The organism is Pseudomonas sp. TE3910 (genome assembly GCF_056279025.1).
The window spans coordinates 3,950,368-3,968,827 of the sequence record NZ_JBWBQN010000001.1 but is presented as its reverse complement, the minus strand read 5'-3'; the positions used below and the strand labels follow the sequence as shown (position 1 = coordinate 3,968,827).

At 61.9% G+C, this 18,460-nt stretch carries 18 protein-coding genes and 1 pseudogene; 12 read left to right on the top strand and 7 right to left on the bottom strand.

What is annotated here, in order from left to right; translation table 11 throughout:
• The first annotated feature begins 107 nt into the window (after positions 1 to 107).
• The 7 genes from urtA to ACZ9H3_RS18100 all read left to right on the top strand — a co-directional run bounded on the left by urtA (position 108) and on the right by ACZ9H3_RS18100 (position 6,665).
• Positions 108 to 1,373, top strand: coding sequence for an urea ABC transporter substrate-binding protein (gene urtA, locus ACZ9H3_RS18130; protein WP_065757923.1), 1,266 nt, complete (start codon positions 108 to 110; stop codon positions 1,371 to 1,373).
• Positions 1,374 to 1,437: 64 nt separating this feature from the next.
• The gene (urtB, locus tag ACZ9H3_RS18125) at positions 1,438 to 2,937 is read left to right on the top strand and encodes an urea ABC transporter permease subunit UrtB (protein ID WP_476221817.1); all 1,500 of its coding nucleotides are present in this window, start codon (positions 1,438 to 1,440) and stop codon (positions 2,935 to 2,937) included.
• Entirely contained in the window at positions 2,937 to 4,016 is a 1,080-nt protein-coding gene (gene urtC, locus ACZ9H3_RS18120; protein WP_476221816.1) for an urea ABC transporter permease subunit UrtC, read from the top strand. Before urtB ends, urtC begins: the two co-directional genes overlap by 1 nt.
• Positions 4,013 to 4,873 carry an urea ABC transporter ATP-binding protein UrtD gene (urtD, locus tag ACZ9H3_RS18115; RefSeq protein ID WP_065757920.1) on the top strand — a complete coding sequence of 287 codons (861 nt, stop codon included), beginning with the start codon at positions 4,013 to 4,015 and terminating at the stop codon, positions 4,871 to 4,873. Before urtC ends, urtD begins: the two co-directional genes overlap by 4 nt.
• Positions 4,874 to 4,882: 9 nt before the next feature.
• Entirely contained in the window at positions 4,883 to 5,581 is a 699-nt protein-coding gene (urtE, locus tag ACZ9H3_RS18110) for an urea ABC transporter ATP-binding subunit UrtE (protein ID WP_065757919.1), read from the top strand.
• A gap of 34 nt (positions 5,582 to 5,615) precedes the next feature.
• A complete protein-coding gene (locus ACZ9H3_RS18105) occupies positions 5,616 to 6,137 on the top strand; it encodes a GNAT family N-acetyltransferase (protein WP_409277298.1) in 522 nt (173 codons plus the stop codon).
• 6 nt (positions 6,138 to 6,143) lie between these two features.
• Positions 6,144 to 6,665 (top strand): GNAT family N-acetyltransferase, encoded by a 522-nt coding sequence (locus ACZ9H3_RS18100; RefSeq protein WP_330522315.1) that lies wholly within the window; start codon positions 6,144 to 6,146, stop codon positions 6,663 to 6,665.
• A gap of 58 nt (positions 6,666 to 6,723) precedes the next feature.
• On the opposite strand, the gene ACZ9H3_RS18095 is transcribed toward ACZ9H3_RS18100, so the two are convergent.
• Positions 6,724 to 7,029: a chaperone modulator CbpM gene (locus tag ACZ9H3_RS18095; RefSeq protein WP_330522369.1), complete on the bottom strand. Its 306-nt coding sequence runs from the start codon at positions 7,027 to 7,029 to the stop codon at positions 6,724 to 6,726.
• Complete coding sequence (gene cbpA, locus ACZ9H3_RS18090; protein WP_065757915.1) at positions 7,029 to 7,994, bottom strand: curved DNA-binding protein; 966 nt, start codon at positions 7,992 to 7,994, stop codon at positions 7,029 to 7,031. The genes ACZ9H3_RS18095 and cbpA overlap by 1 nt, the downstream gene beginning before the upstream one ends.
• Before the next feature lie 167 nt (positions 7,995 to 8,161).
• Between cbpA and ACZ9H3_RS18085 the strand changes: the two genes are divergently transcribed.
• Positions 8,162 to 9,427: an Hsp70 family protein gene (locus tag ACZ9H3_RS18085; protein WP_065757914.1), complete on the top strand. Its 1,266-nt coding sequence runs from the start codon at positions 8,162 to 8,164 to the stop codon at positions 9,425 to 9,427.
• Positions 9,428 to 9,483: 56 nt separating this feature from the next.
• Positions 9,484 to 10,422, top strand: coding sequence for a hypothetical protein (locus ACZ9H3_RS18080; protein ID WP_476221812.1), 939 nt, complete (start codon positions 9,484 to 9,486; stop codon positions 10,420 to 10,422).
• A 30-nt stretch (positions 10,423 to 10,452) separates the two neighbouring features.
• Here ACZ9H3_RS18080 and ACZ9H3_RS18075 read toward each other — a convergent pair whose 3' ends face one another.
• The 4 genes from ACZ9H3_RS18075 to ACZ9H3_RS18060 all read right to left on the bottom strand — a co-directional run bounded on the left by ACZ9H3_RS18075 (position 10,453) and on the right by ACZ9H3_RS18060 (position 15,007).
• The gene (locus tag ACZ9H3_RS18075; protein WP_065757912.1) at positions 10,453 to 11,460 is read right to left on the bottom strand and encodes an AI-2E family transporter; all 1,008 of its coding nucleotides are present in this window, start codon (positions 11,458 to 11,460) and stop codon (positions 10,453 to 10,455) included.
• Between the two features lie 140 nt (positions 11,461 to 11,600).
• Positions 11,601 to 11,891 (bottom strand): PsiF family protein, encoded by a 291-nt coding sequence (locus ACZ9H3_RS18070; RefSeq protein WP_065757911.1) that lies wholly within the window; start codon positions 11,889 to 11,891, stop codon positions 11,601 to 11,603.
• Between the two features lie 92 nt (positions 11,892 to 11,983).
• Positions 11,984 to 12,874 carry an esterase/lipase family protein gene (locus ACZ9H3_RS18065; protein ID WP_065757910.1) on the bottom strand — a complete coding sequence of 297 codons (891 nt, stop codon included), beginning with the start codon at positions 12,872 to 12,874 and terminating at the stop codon, positions 11,984 to 11,986.
• Between the two features lie 72 nt (positions 12,875 to 12,946).
• Positions 12,947 to 15,007, bottom strand: coding sequence for an AsmA family protein (locus ACZ9H3_RS18060; protein WP_476221809.1), 2,061 nt, complete (start codon positions 15,005 to 15,007; stop codon positions 12,947 to 12,949).
• 339 nt (positions 15,008 to 15,346) lie between these two features.
• Between ACZ9H3_RS18060 and ACZ9H3_RS18055 the strand changes: the two are divergent.
• From ACZ9H3_RS18055 to ACZ9H3_RS18045, 3 genes and pseudogenes are all read left to right on the top strand, one after another.
• A pseudogene (locus tag ACZ9H3_RS18055) lies at positions 15,347 to 15,658 on the top strand (phage infection protein); the annotation flags it as partial.
• 138 nt (positions 15,659 to 15,796) lie between these two features.
• Entirely contained in the window at positions 15,797 to 16,429 is a 633-nt protein-coding gene (locus tag ACZ9H3_RS18050) for a TetR family transcriptional regulator (RefSeq protein WP_065757907.1), read from the top strand.
• 71 nt (positions 16,430 to 16,500) lie between these two features.
• Positions 16,501 to 17,610, top strand: a complete 1,110-nt coding sequence (locus tag ACZ9H3_RS18045) for an AGE family epimerase/isomerase (protein WP_330522311.1) — start codon at positions 16,501 to 16,503, stop codon at positions 17,608 to 17,610.
• A gap of 70 nt (positions 17,611 to 17,680) precedes the next feature.
• Here ACZ9H3_RS18045 and ACZ9H3_RS18040 read toward each other — a convergent pair whose 3' ends face one another.
• Positions 17,681 to 18,448, bottom strand: coding sequence for an SDR family oxidoreductase (locus tag ACZ9H3_RS18040; protein ID WP_065757906.1), 768 nt, complete (start codon positions 18,446 to 18,448; stop codon positions 17,681 to 17,683).
• Between the last annotated feature and the right edge of the window lie 12 nt (positions 18,449 to 18,460).

The window sequence follows — 18,460 nt, the reverse complement described above, 5'->3', positions numbered from 1 at the left end:
CACGCAGCCCACCAGCCTGTACACAAGTCGGCACAGCGCTTGCTAACGCTCTCTCCTGAAGTCGCCATCTGCCAAACAGAACAATCGAATTCAATGGAGAGAGCACTATGAAGCGTCGCAGTCTGATCAAGGCCTTTACCCTGAGCGCATCCATCGCCGCGATGGGCTTGAGCTGGAGTATCCAGGCCGCCGAGACCATCAAGGTCGGCATCCTGCATTCGCTGTCGGGAACCATGGCGATTTCCGAGACGTCGCTCAAGGACATGGCGCTGATGACCATCGAACAGATCAACGCCAAGGGTGGGGTCAATGGCAAGTTGCTGGAACCTGTCGTGGTCGACCCGGCCTCGAATTGGCCGCTTTTCGCCGAGAAGAGCCGCCAACTGCTGACCCAGGACAAGGTCGCCGTGGTATTCGGCTGCTGGACATCGGTATCGCGCAAATCCGTGCTGCCGGTTTTCGAAGAGCTCAACGGCCTGCTGTTCTACCCCGTGCAATATGAAGGCGAGGAAATGTCGCCGAATGTCTTCTACACCGGTGCAGCGCCGAACCAGCAGGCCATTCCGGCGGTGGAGTACCTGATGAGCGAAGAAGGCGGCGCGGCCAAGCGCTACTTCCTGCTTGGCACCGATTACGTCTACCCACGCACCACCAACAAGATTCTGCGCGCCTTCCTGCACAGCAAGGGCGTGGCCGACAAGGACATCGAAGAGGTCTACACGCCGTTCGGGCACAGCGATTACCAGACCATAGTCGCCAACATCAAGAAGTTCTCCGCAGGCGGCAAGACCGCAGTGATCTCCACCGTCAATGGCGACTCCAACGTGCCGTTCTACAAGGAACTGGCCAACCAGGGCCTGAAAGCGACCGACGTACCGGTCGTGGCCTTCTCGGTGGGCGAAGAAGAACTGCGCGGCATCGACACCAAGCCGTTGGTCGGGCACCTGGCCGCCTGGAACTACTTCGAGTCGGTGGAAAACCCGGTGAACAGCCAGTTCGTCGCTGACTGGAAAGCCTATGCCAAAGCGAAGAACCTGCCGGGCGCCGACAAGGCCGTGACCAATGACCCGATGGAAGCCACCTATGTTGGCATTCACATGTGGGCACAGGCCGTGGAAAAGGCCAAGTCCACCGACGTCGACAAGGTCCGCGAAGCCTTGGCCGGCCAGAGCTTCAAGGCACCGTCGGGCTTCACCTTGACCATGGACAAGAGCAACCACCACCTGCACAAGCCGGTCATGATCGGCGAGATCCAGGACGACGGTCAGTTCAACGTGGTCTGGCAGACCGAGCAACCGCTGCGCGCGCAACCCTGGAGCCCCTTTATCCCTGGCAACGACAAGCGCCCGGACTATGCAGTGAAGGGCAACTGAGTAGTCCCTCCCTGCAGGTACTGGCACAGCCGGTGCCTGCAGGCCCTCCTCAAGAGACATCACTATGCTCACTGCCGTGTACCGTTTGATCATCGGCCTCGCCTTGCTGCTGCCCCTGGCCGCAGAGGCTGGCGATGCCGACTATTTCGTCGCTGCCAACACTACCGAACAGGCCCGCCTGCTGCAGGCGTGGGCGGCACAACCCGACCCGGCCCGGCTGGCGCTGCTCACGTCGTTGCAGCAAGGCCGCATCAGCCCGGACGACAGCCGCAAGTTGCGCCTGAACAACCGTCTGCGCGGTCTGCTGGATAACGCACTGGCCAGCCATCAACTGCTGGTCGAGGATCCCCGCGTACGGCTCAGTGCCGCGCAACAGTTGCAGAAAAGTGCGCAGCCGGCCCAGGTTGCCTTTCTCGACCGCCGTTTCGCCAGCGAAGCAGACAGCGCCGTGCACGCGGCCCTCGGCCTGGCCTTGGCCAATCTGCAACTGGCCGCCAGCGACCCGGCGGTGCGTCTGGCCGCTGTACGCCTGCTCGGCGAGACCGGCGACCCAATGGCCCGCACCCGCCTGGAGAGCCTGCTTGACCCGGCGGTAGAAACCCATGAGGCCGTGCGCACCGCCGCTGAAACCAGCCTGGCCCAAGTCAAGCGCAAGCTGTTGATCGGTGAACTGCTCGGCCAGGCCTTCAGTGGCCTGTCACTCGGCTCGATCCTGTTGCTGGCAGCGCTGGGCCTGGCGATTACCTTCGGCCTGTTGGGCGTGATCAACATGGCCCACGGCGAGATGCTGATGCTTGGCGCCTACTCGACCTATGTCGTGCAGGTACTCGTGCAGCGCCTGGTGCCCGAGGCACTACCGTTCTATCCGTTGCTGGCACTGCCGGTGGCGTTCTGCGTCAGTGCCGGGGTCGGCATGCTGCTGGAGCGCACGGTGATTCGTCACTTGTATGGTCGCCCACTGGAAACCCTGCTCGCGACCTGGGGCATCAGCCTGATGCTGATTCAAGCGATCCGCCTGCTGTTCGGCGCGCAGAACGTCGAGGTCGCCAACCCGGCCTGGCTGTCTGGCGGGCTGCAGGTATTGCCTAACCTGGTGCTGCCGTACAGCCGCCTGGTGATCATCGGCTTCGCCCTGTTCGTGGTGCTGTTGACCTGGTTGCTGCTCAACCGTACACGCCTTGGCCTGAACGTGCGGGCGGTGACGCAGAACCGCAACATGGCCGCCTGCTGTGGCGTACCCACCGGGCGTGTGGACATGCTCGCCTTCGGCCTTGGTTCGGGCATCGCCGGCCTCGGCGGCGTAGCCCTGAGCCAGATCGGCAACGTCGGCCCGGACCTCGGCCAGAGCTACATCATCGACTCGTTCCTGGTGGTGGTGCTTGGCGGCGTCGGGCAATTGGCCGGCAGCCTCTGGGCGGCCTTCGGCCTGGGCGTGGCCAACAAACTGCTGGAGCCGCAGATCGGTGCGGTACTCGGCAAGATCCTGATCCTTGCGCTGATCATTCTGTTCATCCAGAAACGCCCGCAAGGCCTCTTTGCACTCAAGGGACGGGTAATCGACTGATGAACCAGCCACTCTTGATCCGCGCCACACAGAAAGCCGGGCCGCGCCTCTCGCTGGCCGTCGGCGCTGCGGTACTGCTAACCCTGCTGGCACTGCCGCTGCTGTCACTGCTGCCCGACGGCCACAGCCTGCAGGTGTCGGCCTACACCCTGACCCTGATCGGCAAAATCCTCTGCTATGCCATCGTTGCCCTGGCGCTGGACCTGGTCTGGGGCTATGCCGGCCTGCTCTCCCTCGGTCACGGGCTGTTTTTTGCCCTGGGCGGTTACGCCATGGGCATGTACCTGATGCGCGAAGCGGCCGGTGACAGCCTGCCGGCCTTCATGACCTTCCTGTCCTGGAGCGAACTGCCCTGGTACTGGGCCGGCACCCAGCACTTCGCCTGGGCGCTGTGCCTGGTGGTATTGGCACCCGGGCTGCTGGCGCTGGTGTTCGGCTTCTTCGCGTTTCGTTCGCGCATCAAGGGCGTGTACTTCTCGATCATGACCCAAGCCCTGACGTTCGCCGGGATGCTGCTGTTTTTCCGCAACGAGACCGGCTTTGGCGGCAACAACGGCTTCACCAGTTTCCGCAGCATTCTGGGCTTCGATATCACCGCCCAGGGCACCCGCGCCGTGCTGTTTCTGCTGACCGTCGCGCTGCTGCTGGCCAGCCTCTACATCGGCTGGCGGCTGGCGCACAGCAAGTTCGGCCGGGTTCTGACCGCCCTGCGCGATGCTGAAAACCGCTTGATGTTCTGCGGTTACGACCCTCGTGGTTTCAAACTCTTCGTCTGGGTGCTCAGCGCCGTGCTGTGCGGCCTGGCCGGCGCCCTGTACGTGCCACAGGTGGGCATCATCAATCCCAGTGAAATGTCACCGACCAACTCCATCGAAGCAGCGGTGTGGGTCGCCCTTGGCGGGCGCGGCACCTTGATCGGGCCGCTGCTCGGTGCCGGCCTGGTCAACGGCATGAAGAGCTGGTTCACCGTGGCGTTTCCGGAGTTCTGGCTGTTCTTCCTCGGGGCACTGTTCATTCTGGTCACCCTGTACCTGCCCAAGGGCGTGGTCGGCCTGCTGAAGAAAAGGGGCGAACAATGAGAACGACACCACTGCCGGTGGTTCATCCGGAATTCATGCTCGAGCCCATCCTGGACGCCGGCAGCGGGCGTGATGCCATTGGCCTCGGCCAACGTCGCGGCGAAGGGCTGGAGGTGCGCCACGGCACGGTACTGACACTGGAAGATATCAGCGTCAGTTTCGATGGCTTCAAGGCCCTCAACAGCCTCAACCTGTACATCGGCGTCGGCGAGTTGCGCTGCATCATTGGCCCCAACGGGGCGGGCAAGACCACCTTGATGGACGTGATTACCGGCAAGACCCGCCCCAACACCGGCAACGCCTGGTTCGGCGATACCCTGGACCTGACCCGCATGAGCGAGGTGCAAATCGCTCAGGCCGGCATCGGGCGCAAGTTCCAGAAACCAACGGTGTTCGAGGCGTTGAGCGTGTTCGAGAACCTTGAGCTGGCGCAGAAGAACGACAAATCGGTCTGGGCCTGCCTTGGCGCGCACCTGCGTGCAGAGCAGCGCGACCGGATCGACGAGGTGCTCAAGACCATCCGCCTCGACGGCTCAGCCCTGCGCCCTGCGGGCCTGCTTTCCCATGGTCAGAAACAGTTTCTGGAGATCGGCATGCTGCTGATGCAAGACCCGCAACTGCTGCTGCTCGACGAGCCCGTCGCAGGCATGACCGACGCGGAAACCGAGTTCACCGCCGAGCTGTTCAAGGGCCTGGCGGGCAAGCACTCGCTGATGGTGGTCGAACACGACATGGGCTTCGTCGGTGCCATTGCTGACCACGTCACGGTACTGCACCAGGGCAGCGTGCTGGCCGAAGGCTCACTGGAACAGGTACAGGCCGATGACCGGGTCATCGAGGTCTATCTGGGCCGCTAGGAGATTGCCATGCTGAAAGTCGATTCGCTTCACCAATACTACGGTGGTAGCCACATCCTGCGCGGCCTGTCGTTCGAGGCCAAGGTTGGTGAGGTGACCTGCCTGCTGGGCCGCAACGGTGTCGGCAAGACCACCCTGCTGCGCTGCCTGATGGGCCTGCTGCCGGTTCGTGAGGGCACGGTGCAGTGGGAGCATAACCCCATCACTGCACTCAAGCCGCATCAACGGGTAGAGGCTGGGATTGCCTACGTGCCTCAGGGGCGCGAGATCTTTCCACGCCTGAGCGTGGAGGAAAACCTGTTGATGGGGCTCTCTCGCTTCAGTGCCAAAGAGGCCAAAAGCGTACCGGCGTTCATCTATGAGCTGTTCCCGGTACTGCTACAGATGAAACACCGTCGTGGCGGCGACCTCTCCGGTGGCCAACAACAGCAATTGGCGATTGGCCGGGCGCTGGCCAGCCGCCCTCGCCTGTTGATCCTCGATGAGCCCACCGAAGGTATCCAGCCCTCGGTGATCAAGGAAATCGGTGCGGTGATCCGCACGCTGGCAGCGCGTGGCGACATGGCGATCCTGCTGGTGGAGCAGTTCTATGACTTCGCCGCCGAACTCGCCGATCAGTACCTGGTGATGTCTCGAGGCGAGATCGTCCAGCAGGGTCGCGGCAAAAACATGGAGGCCGAGGGTGTACGCGGGCTGGTAACCATTTAACCTGAACACCTGCCTTACGCCTTGAGAACCTGCCATGACCTACCTGATCCGCGATGCCGTTCACGCCGACCTGCCGGGCATCCGTGATATCTACAACGACGCCGTGCTGAACACCACGGCGATCTGGAACGAACAACCGGTCGACCTGGACAATCGCCAGGCCTGGTACGAGGCGCGCCAAACACAGCAGTACCCGATCCTGGTGGCCGTCGACGCAGCCGGTGAGGTGCTAGGCTACTCATCATTCGGTGACTGGCGTCCTTTCGAGGGGTTTCGCCACACGGTCGAGCATTCGGTCTACATCCGCGCCGATCAACGTGGCAAAGGCCTCGGCCCGGCCTTGATGCAGGCCTTGATCGAACGTGCACGGGCCTGCGGCAAACATGTGATGGTGGCGGCTATCGAAAGCGGCAACCAGGCGTCGATTCACCTGCATGAACGCCTGGGTTTCACCCTGAACGGACACATGCCTCAGGTGGGCGTGAAGTTTGGCCGCTGGCTGGACCTGACCTTCATGCAATTGATCCTCAACCCGGGTGCACAGCCCATGGAGTGACCGCTGATGAACGCTGCCCAGTTACACCGCGTGACCCACGAAAGTTTTGCGCATTACCGCGACGGCCTGGTGGCGCTGTTGCTTGACGCGGTTCGTCAGGGCGCATCGGTTGGTTTTCTCGCGGATATCGACGCCCAGCAGGCCAACAACTACTTCGATGAGGTCAAGGCACGCCTGACAACGGGTGAGTTGCTGCTGTGGGTCGTGAGCAAGGACAAGGATGTGCTGGGCAGTGTTCAACTCGGTTTGTGCCAGAAGCCCAATGGCCTTAACCGTGCCGAAGTGCAGAAGTTGTTGGTGCATGGCAATGCTCGCCGACGCGGGCTGGGCCAGCAGTTGATGCAGGCGCTGGAGCACACGGCGCGCAAGGAGCGGCGCGGCCTGCTGTACCTGGACACCGAGGCGGGCTCAGAGGCCGAGGCGTTTTACCGGTCCCAGGGCTACACCCGTGCCGGTGAAATCCCGGACTATGCCTGTGGGCCGGACGGCACCTACCGACCGACAGCCTTGTATTACAAATTACTGTAACCGGCAGCCTGCGTCGTCGAAGCGCCGACACGGCTGGCGCGACGCCCGGGCAACAAGCTCAGACCTTTAAAAAGCGCCCCAGGCGCTGCCTGAGCATGCTGTTTTCGCTGCGCAACTGCTGCACTTCCTCCAGCAGCTCCAGCGCCAGCGCTACGCCCTCCCACTCCAGGTCAAGGTCGCGCTGCAATTTCGCTGCGCGCCTGGCCAGGACCGACGCCTGTTCGTCGAACAGCCATTCCTCAGGCGTTCGCCCTGACGGTTCAACAATGCCGTGTTCGACTATTTCGATCACATAGGCCGCCGGTAGATCGGCTTCCTGACAAAAGGTCTGCATGTCCAGTTGAACGATCAGGGTGCTCATAATCAGCTACTCCATTGTGCTCTCGGATTGAACCCGGCCTTCTCCGACAGTTTGGTCCACAGTTCGCGGGTGGCGGCATCGGACTGGCTTGGCATCACCACCTTCAACTGCGCATAGAGGTCGCCACGCTCGCCCTGCTTGTTGGCCAGGCCCATGCCCTTGACCCGCAGGCGCTGACCGCTCTGGCTGTCCGGACGAATGGTCAGGTTGATCTTGCCGGTCAGGGTCGGTACGGCCACCTTGGTACCCAGCGCCGCCTCCCACGGTGCCAGCGGCACGGTGATGATCAGGTCATGGCCTTCGACATCGAACAGCGGGTGCGGTGCCATGCGGATGGTCAGGTACAGGTCGCCACTTGCGCCACCACCAATACCCGGCGCGCCCTGGCCCTTGAGGCGGATGCGCTCACCGTCAGTGACACCGGCGGGAATTTTCACGTTCAGCGTCTTGGTGGTGTCACCGGTGCGCTGACCATGGCCGTTGTACTGCGGCACCTTGAAGCTGATCTGCTTCGACTCGCTGGCCAGGGACTCTTCAAGGAAAATTGCCAGTTCCATTTCCACGTCTTGCCCTCGCCTCCCAGCGCTGCGTTGCTGCTGACCACGGCCAAACGGGCTGCCGTTGCCACGCCCGCCAGCACCGAAGATAGAGCTGAAAAACTCGGAGAAGTCGCCACCGGCAAAACCGCCACCGGCCCCGGCACCACCACGGCTTTCCCAACCCGGTGGCCCCTGGAACGGTCGACCATGCTGACCGTACTTGCGCAACTCATCGTACTCGGCGCGTTTTTCCGGGCTGCTCAGCGCCTCGTAGGCCTCGTTGGCCTCCTTGAATTTCTCCTCGGCGTCACGCTCCTTGCTGACGTCAGGGTGATATTTGCGCGCAAGCTTGCGGTAGGCGGTCTTGATCGCCTTGTCATCCGCTGTCGGCTCTACGCCCAAAATCTTGTAATAGTCTTTGAAGTCCATCTAAGGAATCACCATCAGTTATCGAATGCATCACTGCTTATAGAGATTGGGGTCAAGCATAGCCTTTCAAGACGCACTGCGGTTTGCTCCCGGACAGATATTCGGTCTTGATTCTGCCGGTGGCTGGCATAAACTGCGCGGCCGTTTTTCCCCCGGAACCGCATTCCATGAATCACGCATCCCCGGCCCGTGCCTGCGGCATCGACTTCGGCACCTCCAACTCCACCGTCGGCTGGCATCGCCCTGGCGTGGAGTCGCTGATCGCTCTGGAGGACGGCAAGATCACCCTGCCGTCGGTCGTTTTCTTCAACCTTGAAGAACGCCGCCCGGCTTATGGTCGGCTGGCCCTGCACGAGTACCTGGAAGGCTATGAAGGCCGCCTGATGCGTTCGCTGAAGAGCCTGCTGGGCTCCAAGCTGATCAAGCACGACACCAGCGTACTCGGCACTGCCCTGCCGTTCAAAGACCTGCTGGGGATGTTCATTGGCGAGCTGAAGAAGCGTGCAGAGGCCAACGCCGGCCGAGCCTTCGACGAAGTGGTACTGGGCCGCCCGGTGCATTTCGTCGATGACGACCCGGTGGCCGACCAGGAAGCCGAAGACACCCTGGCCGAAGTGGCCCGCAAGATCGGCTTCAAGGAAGTCTCATTCCAGTACGAGCCCATCGCGGCAGCATTCGACTACGAGTCGAGCATCAGCGGTGAAGAGCTGGTGCTGATCGTCGACATCGGTGGTGGTACCTCGGACTTCTCCCTGGTGCGCCTGGCACCGGAGCGGCACATGCTCGATGACCGGCACAGCGACATCCTCGCCACCGGCGGTGTCCATATCGGCGGTACCGACTTTGACAAGCAACTGAGCCTGCAAGGCGTCATGCCGCTGTTCGGTTATGGCAGCCGCATGAAGAGCCAGGCGCTGATGCCTACCAGCTATCACCTGAACCTGGCCACCTGGCACACCATCAACTCGGTGTACTCGCAAAAGTCCCAATTGGCCCTGGGCAGCATGCGCTACGACATCGAAGACACCGGTGGCATCGACCGCCTGTTCAAGCTGATCGAACAGCGCGCCGGACACTGGCTGGCCATGGAAGTGGAAGAAACCAAGATTGAACTGACCCACGCCGACAACCGCCGCGTTGACCTTGGCCGAATTGAATCGGGGCTGGACGTGAACCTCACTCGCGCCCTGTTCGAAGCCTCTATCGAAAACCTGCTGGAGCGCGTGCGTGGCAGTGTCGATGAGCTGCTGGGCAAGGCCGGTGTCAGTGTCGAACAGGTCGATACGGTGTTCTTCACCGGCGGCTCCAGCGGCATCCCGGCGCTGCGCCAAAGCGTGGCCGCGATGCTGCCCAATGCTCGCCATGTCGAAGGCAACATCTTCGGCAGTATCGGCAGCGGCCTGGCGATCGAGGCACGCAAGCGCTACGGCTAACAGGCGCCACACGTACATCAATGCCCAAGGACGGGATCTTCACAAGGAACGGAAAGATGAACATGCGCGCACTGATCCTTGCCTTCACGCTGGCTCTGACCGGCTGCAAGGACACATTCCTGACCCTGCATTTTCAAACGCCGGTACACAGCCACGACCTCTACAAAGCGGTCAATGATACCTATCTCAATTCGCTCTATACCGCGATCAATGCCCGTGGCATTGATCCTGAACAGGTCGAACTGGAGCTGGACGAAAACGACAACAGGGTCATTCATCTGAAGGTGAGCGACTCGCTGGGCGCCGAACAACGTGCGACCCTGCAAGCGTTGTTCGAGGAAATTCCAAAAGCACGCGCAGCCACCTCCTGGGAGGTCGACATGGTGCTGGAGCCGGATGCCAAGGAAGCTGCTGGCTTGAGTACGCAGGAGCGGCAACGGCTGAGCCACTTCACGCAACCGATCGGCCTGACGCTGAAGCTCGATCCGCAACTGAAAATGTACGCCAGTGCCTCAGCGGCGGAGCGTCGACAAGCCCGCCTGAACGGTACTGAAGTGGAAACCGAAATGGACTGCCATTTCTCTGCGGATGTCTCGGGCCCCGCGCCGTTCAAATTGCTGGGAATCACCCAACTGCCCGGCAGCCCACCGGAACGTGCACTGCTGCGCTACTCACGGAACACGGGCTACCCGCCTGCAGAAATTCCCGCACATTTCCTGTTCAAGGACGCTGCCTTGCGGCAAAAGATCGAGCGCGGCGAAGTCAGGCCCTGGCAGGAAACCGTCATACTGGACGCAAACCCAGCGGCCGGTTTCACCTTGTCACTGGAGTACGCCAGGCTCGGCAGGCATCGGCTCTGGCTGGACCAGCGCCCAGATTGGCGGATGTACAGGCTGAGCGAAGACTGCGAAAACATCATCGCCTTCATCGGTCGCCCCTTCTCGCTGTTTGCCGGTAAGGGGATCGACCGGCTTGAGCGAGTCACCACCCCGTAGGCGCGGGCAACATGCCTGCCATGACGACGATCAGACCAGTTCGGCCCGGCGCAGCTCACTCTTCAGGTACGCGTAGTAAATCGGCCCAGCCACCACACCGGGCAGGCCGAACGCGGCCTCGAACACCAGCATAGCCAACAGCAGCTCCCACGACTTGGCACTGATCTGCCCGCCGACGATCCGCGCGTTGAGGAAGTACTCGACCTTGTGAATGACGATCAGGTAACCCAGTGCGGCCATGGCCACCCAGATCGACAGCGACAGACCCACGATGGTGATCAGGGTGTTGGATATCAGGTTGCCAATGACCGGCAACAGCCCCAACAGGAAGGTCAGCACGATCAAGGTCTTGGTCAGCGGCAGGTGCACACCGAACATCGGCAACACCAGGGCCAGGAAGATCCCGGTGAAGAAGGTATTGAGCAGGGAGATCTTGATCTGGGCGAAGACGATGTTGCGAAACGCCTGCACCAGCAGCGCCAGCCGATTGAACAGCGCCGCAGCCAACGGCTTGCGCTTGGAGATGTCGGGAATTTTCTGCAAGGCCACGATAGCCCCCAGGATCATCCCGATCAGCAGGGTGACGAACATATGCGCCGCCCCCTTGCCCACCAGTTGCAGCTCGCCAAGGTGGGTTTTGAGCCACTCGCCGATGGCCACCTTGAATTCGGCGGCGCTGGCCGGCAGGTAGGCATCGATAAAGGGCGGCAGCTGCCCACGCGCCTGGTCCACCAGCAGCATGAACTTGTCCAGCGATGCGCCGGGGTTCTCGGCCTCATGCAGGAGGAAACTGATTGCCCCGGCAAACAACAGGGTCAGGGTGCTGACCACCAGGGTTCCCAACAAGGCGACAGCGAGCCAACGTGCTCGCTGCCCCGCGATCAGGTGCTGCAGTTTCGGGGTCAGCATGTTGACCAGCTCAAACACCAGCAAGCCGGCCAGAAGACTGGGAAGCAGCTTGAGCGGCAACACCAGCAACAGGCCGGAAAACACGATGATCCAACTGGCCAGGGTGACTTGGCGCTGGGTGAACGTCATACAACCTCGTCCGGGTACGGTCACAAAGACGGCAGTCTGCCAGCCTTCGACGGGCAGGCATAGTGACCTGTCACAGGACCTCACCTGAAACCCTTGCCCTCAAGGGGCTGCGCGTAGCGGATCAACCGATAAAGCCAGTGTTATTTCTTCTTCAGGCAATCGCTCATGAAGGCCTTGCGCTCGTCCCCTTTCAACGCTTTTTCACCGGCAACTTTGTTGCACATCGTCATTTTGTCCTGCTGGCTCATGGGCGCAGCAGGTGCCGCCTTGAGGCAGGTGCTCATGAACGCCTTGCGCTCATCGCCCTTGAGGCTCTTGGCAGTCGCCTCGGCGTTGCAAGTCGTCATTTTTTCCTGTTGCGCCGTGGCCGCAAAGCCTTGCGAACACAGCAACAGACCCACCACCAGCAACGGCACGTGCAGCATTTTCATGGAGTCGTCTCCTTGTCGCCGCACCCTGCGCACGGCCTCGCCGAGAGTGTAGACAAGGTTTTTACACGCTTGCGTCCAGCCAAGGGCCGAAGTTACATCCCTGCCGCTTTCAGGCGCGCCGCATGCTCACTGAACAACCGCACGGGTTCAGCACCCTTGCCGACTGCACCGAGCGACTGATTGACGATGTCCAGGTGATCGAACGGGTAATCGTCACGAATGACTTCGCCCAGGTGCGAGCTGTAGCGCCCGACCATGCCGTCACACTGCCCCGCCTCGCGCACAAAGGCTCGGGCGAACAGACGGCAGAAACGGTTACTGCCATCGAAGCGGTTCAAGCCTTGATCGGTGAACCCTGGCTGCAGCGTGCCGGACCAGGAGTAGTAGCGCACGCCATTTACCGAGGACGGCCCGTGCCCGCCCCAGGTGTCCGGCAACCCTTGGGGATACTGCTGATTGAACAGTGCAACGCCAGCCGTGGTCAGTGAATGGTGCGCGGCGTGTACATCAATCGGTAGCCGAGGACCGCGCCAACCGGTTTCCAGCCATACGATCAACACCCCGCAGACGTGCAGGGTAACCTTGAGCAGCCGCGCCCTGACGGAGCCGACGGGATAGCGCGCGTGCAGGTGATCGGCCAGTTCCGAGCCGTGATTGGGCCCGGCAATCGATGTCACCGAGGCCACCCATTCCGGGCGTTTGGCCGCCACATAACGCGCACTCAGCGCACCCTGGCTATGGCCCAGCAAGTTGACCTTTTCCGCGCCCGTCTGGCGCCGAATCGCGTCGATGTGCTGTAACAGTTGCTCACCCTGGACCTCACTGGCATGCAGGGGCGAGACGGGCACTGCAAATACGGTGGCGCCCCCCTGGCGCAGCGCTGGAACAATGCCAAACCAGTAGGGGTAGAGCAGCAGGCGCACAAAACCAAACATGCCCGGCACCAGCACCAGTGGATAACGTGTGGCAAGCGGTTGCGACATCGCATCAGGCTCCTGATCTGTGCACAGGCTTCCACATTACAACCCCGGCAACGACAACCGCAATCGAGTCCCCTAGGGGGCCGAAAACGTGATCTCTTCAGTCTTGCCCGCTTGCATCTGCGCCAGCAGAGGCGTGCATTGGTTGGGCTGATCACCACTGGGAGCGACCAACGCCAGCAAGCCAGCTGCCGGGGCAACCGCCACCCCCAGCGCGACCAGACCGGCACCGCGCAGCATCAACGGCACGGCCTGCACCCCGGCACTCGGCTTGGCGAAGGGCCCGCGCACATACAGCGGTGAGCGCAACGACAACAACCTCACGCCCTTGGACTGAGGGTCGATGTCCAGGTCCAATTGCTCCTCGGCCAGGTTGGCCGTACCCTCGATATTGATGATCGCAGTCTCGGTGTCGAAGACAAACAACCGGCTTGTGGCCAGCCCCTCCTTGATCCCGACATCGGCGGCGGCGCAGTTGATCTTCACTTCCTTGTCGCCAAACAACTTGCCGATCACATAGTTGCCGACGTTGAGGCCGGCGATCTCCATCAAGTCACGGCTGATCGCGCCATCGTTGATGAGCATCTTCAGTTCACCATTGGCAGTGCCCAGCAGGGCCGCCACCGAGTTGCCGCGCCCGCTCAGGTCAGCATCCCCGTTCAGCTCACCAAAACTGGTCTGCAGGGGTTCAAAGCCCGGGAACAACGCTTTCAGCTGGAGGTTGCGGGCACTGAGCTGAGCGCTGCCGTGCATGGGCTCCGTGCGGCCATCGAGATGCACCTTGAGCCGCAGGGAGCCACCGGCCACGCCAAAGCGCAGCGGTTCAAGGCTCAATACGCCATCGTCGAGCAGGACGTGGGTCGACAGGTCGCTGAAAGGGAGCCTCGCACCGTGTTCAATGCGCTTGCCGCTAAAGCTCACGTCGGCATCCATTGCCCGCCAGCGCTCGGTACGGAATGCCTCCACTGGCAGTACCTTGCCGGCGGGTTGCGCACTGGCGCCGCCGCGGGCCTTCTGCGCGGCATTGGAATCTGCACCGATCAGCGGTGCCAGGTCCTTGAACAGCACCTGATTGGACACCAGCGCACCACTGAGCTTGGGCCGTGGCTGACGGGCAACAAAGGTCAGATCACCGTGAATGTCGCTCTCACCGATCGTGCCGTTGAAGCCCTCATAACGGAACACTGCACCACCCGGCTCACGCAACTTGGCGGTCAAATGGCCGTCGGTTGAATAGCCGGGGGAATCGGGCAAGGTCACCCCGGTCAACGGGTACAGGTTGGCCAGACTCGCCCCGGCAAGACGCAAACGCACGTCAAGCGCGCCAAGGTTACGCGGATCAGTCAATGTGCCGGCAAGGGTGACATGGGTGTCGCCGCTACGCAGATCCGCCTGCAGCGGAAACGGCTGGCGCACGTCTTGAAGGGCCAGCAGCCCCCCGACTTTGCCATGCCCGGTCAATGGCTGGCCGTGATAAAGGCCCTCGACCTTGAACCCGAATGCATAGTCCTGGGTGGTGGTCTTCTGCGCTGACGCCTGACCGACGATGTCACTGAAAGGGATAGGCTTACCCAGTGGGTCGATCACCAGGTTCAGTTGAGTCTTGAGGGTCTGATCGTCCAGGCGTACCTGCCCCTTGTCGAAGCCGATGGTCCCGATCTCCAGCGTCCACGCAGAAGGCTCGTCCTGCTCGACCTTGTTGGCCCGCTCAAAGGTCCAGTTCGCGCGCCCGTTGGCCAAGCGCTTGAGGCTGGCGGTCGGCTGCTTCAGGTCAATACGCGGGATGACCACCTGGCGTACCAGCAGTGGCAACAACGACAGACGAAATTCGACACGCTTGAGGCCGATCATTTCAGTACCCGCCAACCAGTCCGGATTGCCCAGGCTCAGGTCTTCGGCAAGGACATGAGGGGTGGGCACCCAGGCATGCCAGCCCTCCAGCTCGGCATCACGCTGCCAGCGAACGGCCAGATTGCCATTGATTGCAAACGGTCGATTCAGGGTTTCGGAAACCCTGGCACTGAGCATCGGTTTGATTCGGTTCCAGTCGAACGTGGCGATGAACACGGCCAACGCGGTCAACACCAGAAACAGGCTGGCGAAGACCCAGGTAAACAGTTTGGCAGGGCGCGTCATTGCACAATTCTCCAGTCACTGCATGGCAAAAAGCGGGCGCTTTGATAGCACTCTTGGATTGGGACCAACGAAATACGCAGGGGTTTAATCCGGCGTGCATGATACCGGCGTTTTTTTCTGACCCGGCTGCCAACTTCACGCCGTACGTCCGTTTGCAACGCGACGCAGCAGGCCGCTCTGCCGTTGCAGCATGGCTGGAAACGCACGGGCTAGAGGGGGCGCGGAGAACTATCAATCCTGTTGATTGTTACCATTAGCTTTATGCACTTTTCCATCTGATTTCCGGGAGTAGCATTGGCGCCGTACTCACTTTCCAATCCTTTCAAGGAGCGCCATCCCATGAAACACCCATTGCTGCTTAGCCTGTCTTTATCCCTTCTGGCTGCCAACGCGTTTGCACTGCCGGCAGTTGAACAAGCCCCGTCCGCCGAAGCACGCTCCAGCAGCGCCGTGATCAGCCAACCTCTGGATACCCTTGCCGAAGGTGGCGCGGACCGTCTGCTCGAACGTAACCGCGTTGCCGAGGGCGGCGCCGACCGCCTGATCGAACGCAACCGTGTTGCCGAAGGCGGCGCCGACCGCCTGCTGCAGCGTGAGCGCGTCGCCGAGGGGGGTGCTGATCGCCTCATCGAAAGAAACCAGCGCGTGAGCTGATGCCTATGCCGAACAACAAGATCACCAAACGCGCGAACACCTCCCCTCCTGGCCCGGTCATTTGAACCGGGCTTTGTTTTTCCGGGCCAAGGCAATACAGTGCAGGGCCGTTTAATTTGCGGATCGACACGTCCCATGCTGCCGCGCGCCGAACAAAAGCAACTGACTCGCCATGCCCTCCTTGATGCGGCTCGCCAACTGATGGAGAGCGGACGCGGCTTTGGCAGCCTCAGCCTGCGTGAAGTCGCCAAAAGCGCCGGCATTGTCCCGACCGGTTTCTACCGGCACTTCAGCGATATGGATGAACTGGGCCTGGCATTGGTCTGCGAGGTGGATGAAACCTTCCGCCAGAGCATTCGTCTGGTCCGACAGAATGAATTCGAACTCGGTGGCATCACCGATGCGTCGGTGCGCATTTTCCTGGATATCGTGGCCGCCAATCGTGCGCAATTTCTCTTCCTTGCCCGTGAGCAGTACGGCGGCTCGCAAACGGTTCGCCAGGCCATTGCCACCTTGCGCGAAGGCATCAGTTCGGACCTCGCGGCCGACCTGGCGCTGATGCCGCGCTGGCACCATCTGGATGCCGCCGCACTGGCCGTCCTTGCCGACCTGGTGGTCAAGACCGTGTTCGCCACCCTGCCGGAACTGATCGACCCTCCGGCCGAACCGCTGGAACACCACCTGACCCCCGAGGCCAAGATCATCCAGCAACTGCGCTTCATCTTCATCGGCGCCAAGCATTGGCAAGGGCTTGGCACGCCAGGGTGAGCACAGCAGAAGCCGGCCACGGTTTCCTGCTACCATGCGCGCAAACGCACCTGCCGCGACGATTTAGACCCATGCCCGACCTGCGCAATGCCCAGCCCGAACTGCCCGCCCTGCTGACTGACGTCCAGCAGCACTTCGCCCAGCGCATCGTGCCACTCTGGCAAGGTCCGGGCTGGAACGCACAGATGGCCTTGCCCTTCGAGGCCTTGAGCCCAGAGCACCAACCACTGCCCGTGCAACGCTACCGCGCCATGGCCTGCGCCCGACAGTTGTACCTGTTCGCCAGCCGTATCGAGCAGCCAGGCGCCCGTGAACACGCCGCCGCGCTGTTTCGCTCGTTGCAACGGCATTTCCACGATGCCGAGCATGGTGGCTGGTTCTACAGCATCGACGCCCAGGGCGCGCCGCTCGACCGTCGCAAGGACCTGTATACCCACGCCTTCATCATCTTCGCCTGCGCCCATTACTGGGGCAAAGTCCGCGAGCCGCTGGTGGAGTCGACCCTCAACGCGGCCCTGAGCGTGGTCAGTGAACACTTCAGCCGCGATGACGGCTTGTACGAAGCCAGCCTGGCCGAAGACTGGTCGAGCCTGGACAGCGGCCCACTGCAAAACCCGCTGATGCATCTGGCCGAGGCGTTTCTGGCGACCCTGAGCATCCGCAAGGACACAGCCGTACAGCGGGCGCTGGAAGCCTTGGCCGAGGCAATGCAGGCCCACTTCATCGACCCTGAACACGGGGTCATGCTGGAAAAACCGCGCGCAGCTGTGGATAACTGGTTCGAGCCAGGCCATCAGTTCGAGTGGTACTACCTGCTGGCGTCATCGCCATTGCTGCGCGGCAGCGCGCTGCACCACTCACTGGAGCGGGCGTTCGACTATGCCGAGCAGTATGGCGTGACGGCCGGGGCGGTGCTGGCGATGCTCACCCCCCAAGGCGAGGTGCGCGACGCTACCCAGCGCATCTGGGCCCAGGCGGAATACCTGCGGGCGCTGGCCTTGCGGCCAGGGGCCGAGGCCAAGGTGCTGGCGCAGCTGAAAGCGCTGCAAGCGCACTTCCTGCATGCGGGCGGCTGGTACGAGTGCCGAGATGCCAGCGGCGAAGTCAGCCGCAACGATATGCCTTCGACCACGCCTTATCATCTGGCGACCTGCCTGGAAGGACTCCAGCGTCAGGTCTGACGCGATCGCGGCCCCCACAGGCATGCTCTACTGACACCTGTGGGAGCGGGCTTGCCCGCGATCAGGCCCTTCAGGCCTTGCCGGAACGATCGATCGAGAACCCTGCCCATGCCTGGCTCACCGGCATCAGCTCCAGGCTGTTGATGTTGATGTGGGCCGGCTGATTCATGATCCAGAAAATGGTCTCGGCGATGTCCTGAGGCTGGATCGGCTCCGCCCCTGCATAAGTGGCGTCATAACGCGCCTGATCGCCACCGAAACGCACCAGCGAGAACTCACTCTCACACAACCCCGGCTCGATGTTGGTAACCCGCACGCCTGTGCCTTGCAGGTCACAGCGCAGGCTCAGGGAGAACTGCCCAACAAACGCCTTGGTGCCGCCATACACGTGGCTGCCGGGATAAGGGTAGTTACCCGCCACGGAACCGACGTTGAGGATAGTCGCACCACGACCATGGGCTATCAGTCGCGGCAGCAACAAACGGGTGCTGTACATCAGCCCCTTGATGTTGGTGTCGACCATGGTGTCCCAGTCATCCAGATCGCACGTCGGCGCCGGGTCGGCGCCCAGCGCCAGGCCCGCATTGTTGATCAGCCCACGCAGCGTGGCGAACGACGGCGGCAGGTTGGCAATGGCCTGTTCCATGGCCTTACGATCACGAACGTCCAGCACCAGGCCCAACACCTCGGTCTGTTTCGACAGCTCAGCGCACAGGGCATCGAGACGCTCCTGGCGGCGACCGGTCAGCACCAGCGACCAACCCGCTTCGGCAAAGCGGCGCGCACAGGCTTCGCCAAACCCCGACGTAGCGCCAGTGATGAAAACGGTGGAAGTCATGCGATTCTCCTT

Excerpts from the sequence above, each read along its gene's own strand:
- urtA (WP_065757923.1), top strand. The coding sequence starts at position 108 with ATGAAGCGTCGCAGTCTGATCAAGGCCTTTACCCTGAGCGCATCCATC.
- urtB (WP_476221817.1), top strand. The coding sequence starts at position 1,438 with ATGCTCACTGCCGTGTACCGTTTGATCATCGGCCTCGCCTTGCTGCTG.
- urtC (WP_476221816.1), top strand. The coding sequence starts at position 2,937 with ATGAACCAGCCACTCTTGATCCGCGCCACACAGAAAGCCGGGCCGCGC.
- urtD (WP_065757920.1), top strand. The coding sequence starts at position 4,013 with ATGAGAACGACACCACTGCCGGTGGTTCATCCGGAATTCATGCTCGAG.
- urtE (WP_065757919.1), top strand. The coding sequence starts at position 4,883 with ATGCTGAAAGTCGATTCGCTTCACCAATACTACGGTGGTAGCCACATC.
- ACZ9H3_RS18105 (WP_409277298.1), top strand. The coding sequence starts at position 5,616 with ATGACCTACCTGATCCGCGATGCCGTTCACGCCGACCTGCCGGGCATC.
- ACZ9H3_RS18100 (WP_330522315.1), top strand. The coding sequence starts at position 6,144 with ATGAACGCTGCCCAGTTACACCGCGTGACCCACGAAAGTTTTGCGCAT.
- cbpA (WP_065757915.1), bottom strand. The coding sequence starts at position 7,994 with ATGGACTTCAAAGACTATTACAAGATTTTGGGCGTAGAGCCGACAGCG.
- ACZ9H3_RS18085 (WP_065757914.1), top strand. The coding sequence starts at position 8,162 with ATGAATCACGCATCCCCGGCCCGTGCCTGCGGCATCGACTTCGGCACC.
- ACZ9H3_RS18080 (WP_476221812.1), top strand. The coding sequence starts at position 9,484 with ATGAACATGCGCGCACTGATCCTTGCCTTCACGCTGGCTCTGACCGGC.
- ACZ9H3_RS18075 (WP_065757912.1), bottom strand. The coding sequence starts at position 11,460 with ATGACGTTCACCCAGCGCCAAGTCACCCTGGCCAGTTGGATCATCGTG.
- ACZ9H3_RS18070 (WP_065757911.1), bottom strand. The coding sequence starts at position 11,891 with ATGAAAATGCTGCACGTGCCGTTGCTGGTGGTGGGTCTGTTGCTGTGT.
- ACZ9H3_RS18065 (WP_065757910.1), bottom strand. The coding sequence starts at position 12,874 with ATGTCGCAACCGCTTGCCACACGTTATCCACTGGTGCTGGTGCCGGGC.
- ACZ9H3_RS18060 (WP_476221809.1), bottom strand. The coding sequence starts at position 15,007 with ATGACGCGCCCTGCCAAACTGTTTACCTGGGTCTTCGCCAGCCTGTTT.
- ACZ9H3_RS18050 (WP_065757907.1), top strand. The coding sequence starts at position 15,797 with ATGCTGCCGCGCGCCGAACAAAAGCAACTGACTCGCCATGCCCTCCTT.
- ACZ9H3_RS18045 (WP_330522311.1), top strand. The coding sequence starts at position 16,501 with ATGCCCGACCTGCGCAATGCCCAGCCCGAACTGCCCGCCCTGCTGACT.
- ACZ9H3_RS18040 (WP_065757906.1), bottom strand. The coding sequence starts at position 18,448 with ATGACTTCCACCGTTTTCATCACTGGCGCTACGTCGGGGTTTGGCGAA.